Annotated in this window: 14 protein-coding genes, 1 tRNA gene and 1 pseudogene; 9 read left to right on the plus strand and 7 right to left on the minus strand. The window is 59.9% G+C overall.

Annotation, left to right across the window (positions count from 1 at the left end; translation table 11 throughout):
* Positions 1 to 225: 225 nt before the first annotated feature.
* Both HU811_RS18605 and HU811_RS18610 read right to left on the minus strand, forming a co-directional pair.
* A complete protein-coding gene (locus HU811_RS18605; protein WP_047229857.1) occupies positions 226 to 579 on the minus strand; it encodes a BON domain-containing protein in 354 nt (117 codons plus the stop codon).
* A gap of 270 nt (positions 580 to 849) precedes the next feature.
* Complete coding sequence (locus tag HU811_RS18610; protein WP_186657398.1) at positions 850 to 1272, minus strand: pilin; 423 nt, start codon at positions 1270 to 1272, stop codon at positions 850 to 852.
* A 224-nt stretch (positions 1273 to 1496) separates the two neighbouring features.
* Between HU811_RS18610 and pilB the strand changes: the two genes are divergently transcribed.
* From pilB to yacG, 5 genes are read left to right on the plus strand one after another with little or no spacing between them, the layout of a single operon-like run.
* On the plus strand, positions 1497 to 3197 hold the full coding sequence (pilB, locus tag HU811_RS18615; RefSeq protein WP_092459839.1) for a type IV-A pilus assembly ATPase PilB: 1701 nt from the start codon (positions 1497 to 1499) through the stop codon (positions 3195 to 3197).
* A 2-nt stretch (positions 3198 to 3199) separates the two neighbouring features.
* Complete coding sequence (locus HU811_RS18620; RefSeq protein WP_186657399.1) at positions 3200 to 4417, plus strand: type II secretion system F family protein; 1218 nt, start codon at positions 3200 to 3202, stop codon at positions 4415 to 4417.
* A 1-nt stretch (position 4418) separates the two neighbouring features.
* Positions 4419 to 5288 (plus strand): prepilin peptidase, encoded by an 870-nt coding sequence (locus tag HU811_RS18625; protein ID WP_186657400.1) that lies wholly within the window; start codon positions 4419 to 4421, stop codon positions 5286 to 5288.
* A gap of 11 nt (positions 5289 to 5299) precedes the next feature.
* Positions 5300 to 5923, plus strand: a complete 624-nt coding sequence (gene coaE / locus HU811_RS18630) for a dephospho-CoA kinase (RefSeq protein WP_092459835.1) — start codon at positions 5300 to 5302, stop codon at positions 5921 to 5923.
* On the plus strand, positions 5920 to 6120 hold the full coding sequence (gene yacG / locus HU811_RS18635) for a DNA gyrase inhibitor YacG (RefSeq protein WP_047229863.1): 201 nt from the start codon (positions 5920 to 5922) through the stop codon (positions 6118 to 6120). Before coaE ends, yacG begins: the two co-directional genes overlap by 4 nt.
* Here the strand turns inward: yacG and HU811_RS18640 are convergent.
* Both HU811_RS18640 and HU811_RS18645 read right to left on the minus strand, forming a co-directional pair.
* On the minus strand, positions 6117 to 6332 hold the full coding sequence (locus HU811_RS18640; RefSeq protein ID WP_092402997.1) for a hypothetical protein: 216 nt from the start codon (positions 6330 to 6332) through the stop codon (positions 6117 to 6119). The two genes, yacG and HU811_RS18640, sit on opposite strands and share 4 nt — an antisense overlap.
* A gap of 63 nt (positions 6333 to 6395) precedes the next feature.
* Positions 6396 to 7082 carry an energy-coupling factor ABC transporter permease gene (locus HU811_RS18645; protein WP_186657402.1) on the minus strand — a complete coding sequence of 229 codons (687 nt, stop codon included), beginning with the start codon at positions 7080 to 7082 and terminating at the stop codon, positions 6396 to 6398.
* A gap of 145 nt (positions 7083 to 7227) precedes the next feature.
* Here HU811_RS18645 and HU811_RS18650 point away from each other — a divergent pair, with 145 nt between their 5' ends.
* The 4 genes from HU811_RS18650 to HU811_RS18665 are packed head-to-tail and all read left to right on the plus strand — an operon-like array spanning position 7228 to position 9963.
* Positions 7228 to 7854 (plus strand): DUF1780 domain-containing protein, encoded by a 627-nt coding sequence (locus tag HU811_RS18650; protein WP_047229866.1) that lies wholly within the window; start codon positions 7228 to 7230, stop codon positions 7852 to 7854.
* A complete protein-coding gene (locus tag HU811_RS18655) occupies positions 7851 to 8378 on the plus strand; it encodes an MOSC domain-containing protein (protein ID WP_047229867.1) in 528 nt (175 codons plus the stop codon). The genes HU811_RS18650 and HU811_RS18655 overlap by 4 nt, the downstream gene beginning before the upstream one ends.
* Positions 8379 to 8430: 52 nt before the next feature.
* On the plus strand, positions 8431 to 8604 hold the full coding sequence (locus HU811_RS18660; protein ID WP_076386361.1) for a DUF3094 family protein: 174 nt from the start codon (positions 8431 to 8433) through the stop codon (positions 8602 to 8604).
* Between the two features lie 60 nt (positions 8605 to 8664).
* A complete protein-coding gene (locus HU811_RS18665) occupies positions 8665 to 9963 on the plus strand; it encodes an NAD(P)/FAD-dependent oxidoreductase (protein ID WP_186657404.1) in 1299 nt (432 codons plus the stop codon).
* Positions 9964 to 10139: 176 nt separating this feature from the next.
* Here the strand turns inward: HU811_RS18665 and HU811_RS27785 are convergent, their stop codons facing one another.
* From HU811_RS27785 to HU811_RS18675, 3 genes and pseudogenes are all read right to left on the minus strand, one after another.
* The gene (locus HU811_RS27785) at positions 10140 to 11003 is read right to left on the minus strand and encodes a methyl-accepting chemotaxis protein (RefSeq protein ID WP_437179496.1); all 864 of its coding nucleotides are present in this window, start codon (positions 11001 to 11003) and stop codon (positions 10140 to 10142) included.
* Positions 10995 to 11765, minus strand: a pseudogene (locus tag HU811_RS27790) (MCP four helix bundle domain-containing protein); the annotation flags it as partial. The pseudogene HU811_RS27790 and the gene HU811_RS27785, both read right to left, overlap by 9 nt.
* A gap of 153 nt (positions 11766 to 11918) precedes the next feature.
* A tRNA-Pro gene (locus tag HU811_RS18675) sits at positions 11919 to 11995 on the minus strand.
* Between the last annotated feature and the right edge of the window lie 119 nt (positions 11996 to 12114).

Here is a 12114-nt window from a genome sequence, read left to right on the forward strand (position 1 = left end):
TCCATTGTGGGAGCGGGCTTGCTCGCGAAAAGGGCCACTCGATTTCCCAGGCTGATCCCTGAATACTTTTCCATCGCGCAATAGAACAGGCCCCCGGCACGAATGCCGGGGGCCTGTAATGGCCACGTCCGTGTGGCCTTTCGCATGAACTCCAAAGCAACGGCAAACGTATGTCTCAGCCCGCTTGCCGTGCCTTCTCCCGGTCCAGGCGAGAAGTCTTGAGTCTTACTCGGATTTCAGGCCGTCAGCCGAAACGTCTCGCACGCCTTTGATTTTCTTGGTGATCGCCACGGCGGTGTCTTTTTGCGCGTCGGTCAGGACGGTAGTCGACGACAGCGACACTACGCCTTTATTGGTTTCTACCTTGATATCGGAACCTGGGATGCCTTTTTCAGTGACCAGATCGGCTTTGACCTTGGTGGTGATCCAGGTATCAGAAACGTCTTCCTTAGCCTCTGTCACTTCACCAGCAGCCAGCATCATTGGCGCCTGAGTTGCTTGAGTGGTCTCGGCGAAAGCGCTAGCCATGGTCAGAGTCAGGGCGGTGGCAGCTGCGGCAGTGATAGCGAACTTCTTCATACGAGTAACTCCTGTTTTTCTCAAAAACTGCCGGAGGTGTTTCCCGGCAGGGTTAACAGGAGTAGTGCGAAGGCTGTGCCAGTTTTGCGCTCGCTATTAATTCGTTTTAAATCAATCAGTTAAGCGAAACGGCAATTTTCACAATCATGCAAAATGCATGGCCTGCTGATTTTGGACATGCAAGTTGCGGGTTTTCGGCTCTCGCTAAGTTTATGAATTGTTAAGATTTTCCGTGGCCATAGCGTGCCATTTCCCAAAATCAAACCGATATCAAGGAGTCGCTGCCCCCGTACAACCGCCCGCCGGCAAAAATTCCTGCGAGACCGTAGAAGTGCAGGTCCAGACGCCTGTCGACGCACGACTGAGGGTAATCGTTCGGGTATTTATGGAAGCGGGTGCATTAGCAATGGTGCAAACAATGGAACCGGTTCCGGCCGCAGCGTCACCCGTGACGGCCATCGAGCAGTTACTACTCGACGCTGGCGCGCCCACATTTGTCAGCGTTGGAGTGGTACCTTGATTCATAAGGTCCTCGAACGGCACCTTCAACGAAGAAGCTTCTGCGAGCCCGACTGTAACCTTGGAGCGAGCCTGATACTTGGAATACTGCGGCAACGCAAACGTCGCCAGAATGCCGATGATCGCCACAACGATCAGCAACTCGATCAGCGTAAAACCCTTCTGCTTATTCATAGATATCTCCATAGCATGAGGTGGAGTCTCATGACCTGAAGGGACCTTTGCACGGCCTGTGCCAACCCTATCGCGCCCGCTGGCAAGGGACTTCGACCCGTAGCGCCGCTAGGTCCTACCCCAACAACCGCACTATCTGACATTTTTTGTCACCCCGCACCGCTGGTTTGGTCTGGATGCTTGACTAGGCTATAAGTCATGAACTGTCCGCGTTCGGGATTCCCATGAATGACATCGCCTTAAGCGGTCTGGCCAAGCAATTGGTACTGGCCGAAATGATCACCGAGCAAAGTGCGCAGCAGGCGTACCTACAAGCCCAAAGCAGTCGCATGCCTCTGGTCAGTTACCTGGTGCAGAACAAACTGGTCCAGAGTCGCCAGGTGGCGGAAATTGCCTCGGAGCATTTCGGCGTGGCCCTGCTGGACCTCAACAGCCTGGACAAGGAAACCCAACCCACCGGCCTTGTCAGCGAAAAACTGGTGCGCCAGCATCACGCCCTGCCGCTGTGGCGACGTGGCAACAAACTGTTCGTGGGCATCTCCGACCCCACCAACCACCAGGCCATCAATGACATTCAGTTCAGCACCGGCCTGACCACCGAAGCCATCCTGGTGGAGGACGACAAGCTCAGCGACGCTATCGAAAAGTTTTTCGAGTCTTCCAGCACCGGCCTGGAAGGCATGGGCGATGTCGACCTCGATGGCCTGGACATCGAGTCGATCGATGATCACAAGCAGGACTCCATCGCCGGCCAGGACACCGACGACGCGCCGGTGGTGCGGTTCGTTAACAAGATGCTGCTGGACGCGATCAAGGGCGGCTCCTCTGACCTGCACTTTGAGCCCTATGAAAAAATCTACCGGGTGCGGGTGCGTACCGACGGCATGCTGCGGGAAGTGGCCCGCCCGCCGATCCAGCTGGGCACCCGCATCGCCGCGCGCCTGAAGGTCATGGCCAGCCTCGATATTTCCGAGCGGCGCAAACCCCAGGACGGGCGTCTGAAAATGCGCCTGTCGAAAAACAAGTCTATCGACTTCCGGGTCAACACCCTGCCGACGCTCTGGGGTGAAAAAGTGGTGATCCGGATCCTCGACCCCTCCAGTGCGCAGATGGGCATCGATGCCCTGGGCTACGAGCCGGATCAGAAAGAGTTGTACATGGCCGCTCTCAAACAACCACAAGGGTTGATTCTGGTCACCGGACCCACCGGCTCTGGCAAAACCGTGTCGCTCTATACCGGGCTGAATATCCTCAACACCGTGGACATCAATATTTCTACCGCTGAGGACCCGGTGGAAATCAACATGGAAGGCATCAACCAGGTCAACGTGAATCCACGCCAGGGTCTGGATTTCGCCCAGGCCCTGCGCTCGTTCCTGCGCCAGGACCCAGACGTGATCATGGTGGGCGAGATCCGCGACCTGGAGACCGCCGAAATTGCCATCAAGGCCGCGCAGACCGGACACTTGGTGCTTTCCACGCTGCACACCAACAGCGCCGCCGAAACCCTGATCCGTCTTCACAACATGGGCATTCCCGGCTTCAACATCGCCACGGCGGTCCACCTGATCATCGCCCAGCGGCTGGCGCGCAAGCTGTGCCCGCAGTGCAAAAGGGCCATCGAGATTCCCGAGGAAACCCTGCTCAAGGAAGGCTTCCCCCGGGAACGCATCGGCTCGTTCACGATCTATGAGCCGGTCGGTTGCGAACAGTGCAACAACGGCTACAAGGGGCGCGTGGGGGTTTACGAAGTGGTCAAGAATACGCCCGAGCTGCAACGGCTGATCATGGCCGAGGGCAACTCGTTGGAAATCGACCTGCAAATGCGTAAGGACGGTTTTAATGACCTGCGCGCCTCGGGACTGCTCAAAGTGATGCAAGGCATCACCAGCCTCGAAGAAATCAACCGGGTCACCAAGGATTGAACATGGCGGTCAAGGCAATAAAAACCGACGTTTACACGTGGGAAGGCAAAGACCGCAAGGGCGCAAAAATGACTGGGGAGCTGACCGGTCAGAGCCCGGCCCTGGTCAAGGCCCAGCTGCGCAAACAAGGCATCAACCCAGGCAAGGTACGCAAGAAGTCCACGTCGATATTCAGCAAGGGCAAGCGTATCAAGCCATTGGATATCGCCCTGTTCACTCGTCAGATGGCGACCATGCTCAAGGCCGGCGTGCCCTTGTTGCAGGCGTTCGACATCATTGGCGAAGGCTTCGACAACGCCAACATGCGCAAGCTGGTGGACGAAGTGAAACAGGAAGTCGCCGCCGGCAACAGCTTCGCCGCGTCGTTGCGCAAGAGCCCGCAATACTTCGACGAACTGTACTGCAACCTGGTGGACGCCGGTGAACAGGCCGGCGCCCTGGATACGCTCCTGGAGCGCGTCGCGACCTACAAGGAAAAAAGCGAAGCCCTCAAGGCCAAGATCAAGAAGGCCATGACCTACCCGGCCGCCGTGGTGCTCGTCGCCGCCGTGGTCACGGGGATTCTGCTGGTCAAGGTGGTGCCGCAGTTTGAATCGGTATTCTCCGGGTTCGGCGCCCAATTGCCGGCCTTCACGGTGATGGTCATCGGCCTGTCGGAGTTCATGCAGCAGTGGTGGTGGATGCTGCTGGGCGGCGCGGCGGCGGCGTTCTTCGGTGTCAAACATGCACTCAAGCGCTCCCAGGGCCTGCGTGACTGGCGCGATAAATGGCTGCTCAAACTGCCGCTGATTGGCACCCTGATGTACAAATCCGCCGTGGCCCGCTACGCCCGGACCCTGTCCACGACATTCGCGGCCGGCGTGCCGCTGGTGGAGGCCCTGGACTCGGTATCAGGCGCCACCGGCAACGTGGTGTTCAAACGTGCGGTACAACGCATCCGGCAGGATGTCTCGACCGGCATGCAGTTGAATTTTTCCATGCGTGCTTCAGGCATATTCCCGAACATGGCGATCCAGATGACCGCCATCGGCGAGGAGTCCGGCGCGCTGGACGACATGCTCGACAAAGTGGCGAGCTTTTATGAAGCCGAGGTGGACAATCTGGTGGACAATCTCACCAGCCTGATGGAACCGTTCATCATGGTGGTCCTGGGGGTGGTCGTCGGCGGCCTGGTGGTTGCCATGTACCTGCCCATCTTTCAACTCGGCTCTGCGATCTGACATGCCCCTGACTGAGTTTTTCGCGCTGTATCCCCTGGCCTTTGTGCTCGCCGCGTTATTGCTCGGACTGATCATCGGCAGTTTCCTCAACGTCCTGGTGTGGCGCCTGCCCAAGATGCTCTCGCGCGAATGGCGGCTGCAAGCCCATGACTTGCTGGGCCTGCCCGCCGAAGCCCCCGGCCCGGTCTACAACCTGATACTGCCGCACTCCCAGTGCCCGCACTGCGGCCACCGCATCCGGGCCTGGGAAAACATTCCGCTATTGAGTTACCTGGCATTGCGCGGTCGTTGCTCCAGTTGTGCCGCGCCCATCGGCCGGCGTTACCCCCTGACCGAGTTGGCCTGCGGCATCCTGTCGGCGTTCGTCGCCTGGTATTTCGGCTTTGGCTGGCAGGCCGCAATGGTGATGGTGCTGACCTGGGGCCTGCTGGGCATGAGCCTGATCGATGCCGAGCACCAGTTGTTGCCCGATACCCTGGTGCTGCCGTTGTTGTGGCTGGGCTTGATCGTCAACAGCTTCGGGTTGTTCGTCCCCTTGAATCAGGCGATGTGGGGCGCCGTGGCCGGCTATCTGGCGCTGTGGTCGGTGTTCTGGGTGTTCAAATTGATCACTGGCAAGGAAGGCATGGGCTACGGGGATTTCAAGCTGCTGGCGATGCTGGGCGCCTGGGGCGGCTGGCAGATCCTGCCCCTGACGTTGCTGTTGTCATCGCTGGTGGGCGCCGTTATCGGGGTCATTGTGCTGCGCCTGCGTGATGCACCGACATCGACGCAAATCCCCTTCGGGCCCTATCTGGCCATTGCCGGCTGGATTGCCTTGCTCTGGGGTGGTCAAATAACCGACTTCTATTGGCAGTCTGTCGGTTCCTAATGTCGATTTCAATGAATAGCCCCGCAGAAAAACCCTGGATTCTCGGCCTGACTGGCGGTATCGGCAGCGGCAAAAGCGCGGCGGCGCAGCACTTTATCGACCTGGGCGTGCACGTCGTCGACGCCGATCACGCGGCGCGCTGGGTGGTCGAACCCGGACGCCCGGCCTTGACTAAAATCGCCGAACATTTTGGCCCCGGCGTATTGCAGGCCGACGGCACACTGAACCGAGCGGCCCTGCGCCAACTGATTTTCGAAAATGCCGAGCAACGCCGCTGGCTCGAGGCGCTGCTGCATCCGTTGATCGCCGAGGAAATCGCTCATCATCTGGCCCAGGCACAATCACCCTACGCGATTCTGGTGTCGCCGCTGTTGATCGAGTCCGGCCAGTACGCCATGACCCAGCGGATCCTGGTGATCGATGTGCCGGAACAACTACAGATCGAACGCACCTTGCAGCGCGACAAGACCAGCGAGCAACAGGTCCAGGCGATCCTCAAGGCCCAGTCCAGCCGTCAGGATCGCTTGAGCCATGCCGACGACGTGGTGGTCAATGACCGCGACCTCGCCTGGCTGCACAGCGAGGTCGAGCGCCTGCATCACTTTTACCTTACTTTGCGTGGAGGCCAGTCATGAGCCAAACCCCAACCGTTGATTGCCCAACCTGTGGCGCCCCTGTGGAATGGAGCCCGGAAAACACCTTCCGGCCCTTCTGTTCCGACCGCTGCAAACTGATCGACCTGGGCGCCTGGGCGTCGGAAGAACACAAGATCCCGGTCAGCCCCGATGCCGAGGACGACCTGTTCAGCGAAGAGTTCGAGCCCCGCCATTAAGGCCGCATGAAACCGTAGTCCTGTTCATCGTCGAGGTTCTCCGCCAGGAAACTCAGCTCATCGGCCAGGTCTTCCACACTGCGCACCGCCTTGCTCTGCTGCACGATCGCACTGAGCAAGGCCCGCAGGCTAAGACCTGGGTCGAAGCCGATTTCCACTGCCGCGTCCTGGCTGCGCCTGATCTCTTGTCTTGCCCACTCATAAACACTCATGGTTGTGCTCCTGGAATTTTTCCAGAGCATGAAGCGCGCCCGGCTGCTCAGCCTTGATGTGAATCAAGGCTTGTCGTCATCCTTCCAGGGGGCCGACAGATAGCGCGTACGGTTAAAGGTCTCCAGCCATTCGGGGCTGAACACCACCAACGCACTGACCACCATGCCGTTGATAAACGCCTCGGGAAAGATGATCAGCCAGAGGTAGCCGATGAAATCTCCCAGCCAGTAAGGCATGGCGAACACCCCGTCGTACCACAGCAGGCCAAGCCCCACCAGCAGGCACAACAACGCCGAAAGCGCGGCGGCGAGAAATCCCGAACAGAAGATGTACACGAACAGATTGCGCGGTTGGGCGCGCTCCACCAGGATCGCGCAGCACTCGGTGACCAGCACCGGCAGCAAAATCAGCAACGCACCGTTGATACCCACCGCCGCCATGTCCTGGCGCCCCAGCAGCACCAAGGCAAGCTGGGCGCAAAGGCCGCCGAGAATCGCCAGCGGCCAATCCAGCAGCAGTGTCACGGCGGTCATGCCGATGAAGTGATACGAGACGCCGGTATCGAAATCCCGTCGCACCAGCCACAACATGAACAGGGCCAGGACCGTGCCGAACAGCAAGTGCTGGCGACGGCTGTCGGTGAACAGCTCCACCCATGGCGCCCGCGCTACGGCCCAGGCCAGCACCGGCAGATAAATCAGCCAGCCGACCGTCAGCGTCTGCGCAGACAGCAGTTCGGCTCCGATCATGGCGCTACTCCTCTGGCTTGTCCTTGCATCAAAGACTCCATGATCACCTCAGGATTCAAGCCGGCAGTCTACACCCCACCCCGAACCGGCCATAAATCAATGCAACGCTTCCAGCTTGTCGCAATTGAACGCTAAGCTTGGGCTCATGGATGATTCCGATTATTTACGCCTGCTGACCATCGCGGCCGAGCAAGCCAACGCCTTTCTGTCCAATGCCCGCAAATGGGAGCGTGAGCGTTGGGTCTGCCAGCGTCTGCTGCAAGGGCTGAACGTACCCTATCGCGCCGACGAGTTCGCCCCTGCCGGAGAGCCGCCGGACGTATTATTTCGCGATGCCAACTTCGAAGTGTTTTTTGTCCTCGACGAAGGCCGTCGCCTCAATGACGAATGGCGCGACGAGCTGCAACGCCGCCGTAGCGCTTTCTCCCTGAGCCAACTGGTGCGCCGCGAAGCCAAGCCCCGACGCATCCCGGCCAATGAGTTCCTGCTGCGCCTGGCCCCGACCCTGCGCAAGAAAGCCCACAACTACACCGAACGCGGCATGGACCTGGGGGAGCTGGACATCATCGCCTTCGCCAGCCTCAAGCGTGAAGTGCTGGATCTCAATAGCCATTTCCCGCCGCCGACCGAATACCTGCGCCAGGGTTGGCGCTCGCTGTCGCTGGTGGGGCCGACGTTTGCCCGGGTACTGTTCGCCCATCCCGATGCGCCGGATTTCCTGCGCAGCAATCTGGGGCGCAGCATCGTGTTCGATGTCGGGATCAGCCTGTGAGCCCACTGCAGGAACTGATTGCCGCTGTGCCCCAGCAAGGCCGCGTACGCTGGATAGGCGTGCGACCCCAGGGCCATGCGCCCATGATTGCACTGGACGCCGTGGAGGCACGCTTGGAAGCCGGCTTGACGGGCGACCATGCCCGTCCCGGCGTGCGCAATGCCCGGCAAGTCACCTTGATTCAGTGGGAACACCTGGCTGTGATCGGTTCGCTGATGGGCCGCCCAGTGGATCAGCCGGTGTTGCCGCAAGAGCTGCGCCGCAACCTGGTGGTCAGCGGTATCAATCTGTTCAGCCTCAAGGGCCGGCGCTTTCGCATCGGCCAGGCCATCTTCGAAACCACCGGCTGGTGCCAGCCGTGCGCGCGGCTGGAACGCAACCTCGGCGAAGGGACGTTCCAGGCCGTGCGCGGCCATGGCGGAATCACCGCACGGGTGTTAAAAAGTGGAATCATTCGCCTGGACGACAGCTTGAGTGTCGAACCTGTTCCGGCGAGCGGCTACGCTGCTTTCAATGCCGGATAGCCAGACGCTGTAGCGTCTATACCGTTCGAAACGTCTACCTGCCGAGGCCTTTATGACCAGTCGCCTGAACCCGGAAGACCAGAAGCATGTCGAAGAGTACCTGCAACTGTCCCAACACCGAGTCGAGCGCCGGCCTTTCCGGCCGTGGATGCTCCTGGTGGTGGTACTGGCCATCACCATCGGCCTGGGCCTGTTGAGCCGACTGATCAGTTACCTGACGCTATGAGTTGCGTGGCACTCGCGCGGGTAACGGCACCGATTTCCTTTAGCCTTGCGAGATATCCCCATGACTCATCGTATTGTCATCGTTGGCGGCGGCGCCGGCGGTCTGGAGTTGGCTACCCGTCTGGGTAAGACTCTGGGCAAGCGCGGCACGGCCAGTGTGATGCTGGTCGACGCGAACCTGACCCATATCTGGAAACCGCTGTTGCACGAAGTGGCTGCCGGTTCCCTGAACTCCTCCGAGGACGAACTCAACTACGTCGCCCAGGCTAAATGGAACCATTTCGGCTTCCAGCTGGGGCGCATGAGCGGCCTGGATCGGGAGCGCAAGAGCATCCAGCTAGCCGCCACCTATGACGAGGCGGGCCTGGAACTATTGCCGGCCCGTGAACTGGGTTACGACACTCTGGTAATCGCCGTCGGCAGCACCACCAATGACTTCGGCACCGAAGGCGCGGCGCAGCATTGCCTGTTCCTCGACACGCGCAAACAGGCCGAGCGTTTCCATCAGCAATTGCTCAACCATTACCTGCGCGCCCATGCCGGGCAAACCGACGTGGTCGAACGCATCAGCGTCGCCATCGTCGGCGCCGGTGCGACGGGGGTTGAGCTGGCGGCCGAGCTGCACAACGCCGCCCATGAGCTGGCTGCCTATGGCTTGGACCGGATCAAACCGGAGAACATGCACATCACCCTGATCGAAGCCGGACCGCGGGTCCTGCCGGCCTTGCCAGAACGCATCGGCGGACCTGTGCACAAGACCCTGGAGAAACTTGGGGTCAATGTCATGACCAACGCCGCTGTTGGCCAGGTGACAGCCGACAGCCTGATCACCGTCGATGGCAAGGTCATCAACGCGAGCCTGAAAGTCTGGGCCGCCGGGATTCGCGCCCCGGACTTCCTCAAGGAAATCGACGGGCTGGAGACCAACAGGATCAACCAGCTACACGTACTGCCGACACTGCAAACCACACGTGACGAGAACATCTTTGCCTTCGGCGACTGCGCCGCCTGCCCGCAACCGGGCACCGACCGCAACGTCCCACCCCGCGCCCAGGCCGCCCACCAGCAGGCCTCGCTGCTGGCCAAGTCCCTCAAGCTGAAGATCGAAGGCAAGGCGCTGCCCGAATACAAATACACCGACTACGGCTCGCTGATCTCGCTGTCGCGTTTCTCGGCGGTGGGCAACCTGATGGGCAACCTCACCGGCAGCGTGATGCTCGAAGGCTGGCTGGCGCGGATGTTCTATGTATCGCTCTACCGCATGCATCAGGTGGCGCTGTACGGCATGTTCCGTACGGCGATGTTGATGCTGGGCAGCAAGATCGGGCGCGGGACTGAGCCCAGGCTGAAGTTGCACTGAAGATAACCGGGAGCGACCGCTAGCGACTTCGCTGGATCAGCAACACCGCCATCGCGAGCAGGCTCGCTCCCACAGGGTGACCACAATCAACTGTGGGAGCGAGCCTGCTCGCGATGACTGCCGCCCAGGCAATCACGCGCTTGAGTTGAAATCCTTACTCCAGGCCGCGTCCCCAATCAAACCTGAAACCGCTGAACCATGGCGCGCAAGGCATTAGCCAGTTGCGACAACTCATGGCTGGACGCGCTGGTCTGGTCCGCACCGGTGGCCGAGCGCACGGACAAATCACGAATGTTCACCAGGTTGCGATCCACCTCGCGAGCCACTTGTGCCTGTTCTTCGGCGGCGCTGGCGATTACCAGATTGCGTTCGTGGATTTCATTGACCGACGTCGTGATGGTTTGTAGCGCCTCGCCCGCCCGCTCCGCCATCGCCAGGGTACTGGCGGCCCGACTGGAACTGGCCTGCATGGAATCCAGTGCCTGGGTAGCACCGCTGCGCATGCCTTGGACCATCTGTTCGATTTCCTGAGTCGATTGCTGCGTGCGATAAGCCAGCGCTCGCACCTCGTCCGCCACCACCGCAAAGCCGCGACCGCTTTCGCCTGCCCTGGCCGCCTCGATGGCCGCATTCAGGGCCAGCAGGTTGGTCTGCTCGGCGATGGCCCGGATCACATCCAGTACCTTGCCAATGTCCTGCGATTGGTTGGCCAGGGATTGCACCAGGCCGCCGGTGACCTGCACGTCGCTGGCGAGCGCACCGATGGCGTCAACGGTGTCGCTGACCCGCTCTTGGCCAAGGGTCGCCGATTCACTGGACTGGCGCGTGGCATCGGACGTGGAAACCGCGTTACGTGCGACTTCTTCCACGGCAGTGGTCATCTCAGTGACGGCAGTGGCGGCCTGTTCGATTTCGTTGTTCTGCTGTTGCAGGCTCTGGCTACTATCAAGGGTGACTGCGTTCAGCTCATCGGCAGCGGTTGCCAGTTGAGTGGCCGAGGCGCTGATACCTTGCAACGTCTCGCGCAGGTTCTGTTGCATGGTCGCCAGCGCCTTGAGCAAGCGGCTCACCTCGTCGTTGCCATGGGCTTCGATCGGCCGGGTCAAATCGCCCCGGGCCACGTTTTCAGCGGCATTCAACGCTTCGCCCAAGGGTTTGACGATACTGCGGGTGAGCAGCATCGCCAGTACAACCGTGGCCAGGGCAGCGAGCACAATGAACAGGCTGACGATCATCCGGGAGGTGGCGTAGTGCTCCTGGGACTTTTGACTTTCGATGGACACCTGTTTGGAGAACAGTTGCGCCAGGTCGTTGAGCTGTTTACCAGAACCGTCCACAACGGTCTTCATGTCTACCAGCAACAGCTTGATCAACTCGTCCCGCCGGCCCTGCTCTGCCAGGGTGAAAGACTGAGCGATGCCCGCACGGTAGGCGGCGAAAGTTTGCTTGAACTGGTCATACAACGCCTTGCCTTCAGGTGTGACGACAAGCTTCTCGTAGCTGGCGATCATTTCGCTCAGTTCTTTATCACGAGTATCCATTTGCCCACGGTACACCGGGATGTTTTTCGGATCCTGGTCCAAGGCCATCCGCAGGGAAATGGTGCGGATACGCAGCATCCACTCGCGGATCTCATCCCCGCCGCGGATGCTGGGAAGCCATCGGGTTTCCACCGCGACTTCGCTGTCGCGGATACTCGACATTTGCCCCAGCGCAAACACGCCGAGCAACGCCACCAGCACGGCGATCAAGGCGAAACCCAGTGCGGCACGAGGGGCGATATTCAGCTGACGAAGAAACATAACGAGGTGCCTTTTTTATTGTTGGCCTGAAGTAGGGCGGACGTCCGTGCCCTTGTCGGCGGGTTATCGGCAAGTTGTACGATGACTTGAACCAAGTCACTTTTTCGCAGGCAAAAAAAATCCCCGTATCTTTCGATACGAGGATTTTTAATATGGTCGGGGTAAGGGGATTCGAACTCCTGACATCCTGCTCCCAAAGCAGGCGCGCTACCGGACTGCGCTATACCCCGGTAAAAAAAAGGCGACCTTCGCAAGTCGCCTTCCTCGATCAGCGCTTTTGGCCTCTGATCTTAAGATTCGATTCCAGCGAACTGGTTTCAAAAATGGTGGGTCGTGTGGGATTCGAACC

The organism is Pseudomonas tehranensis (assembly GCF_014268615.1).
In the GTDB taxonomy this organism is placed as follows: domain Bacteria; phylum Pseudomonadota; class Gammaproteobacteria; order Pseudomonadales; family Pseudomonadaceae; genus Aquipseudomonas; species Aquipseudomonas tehranensis.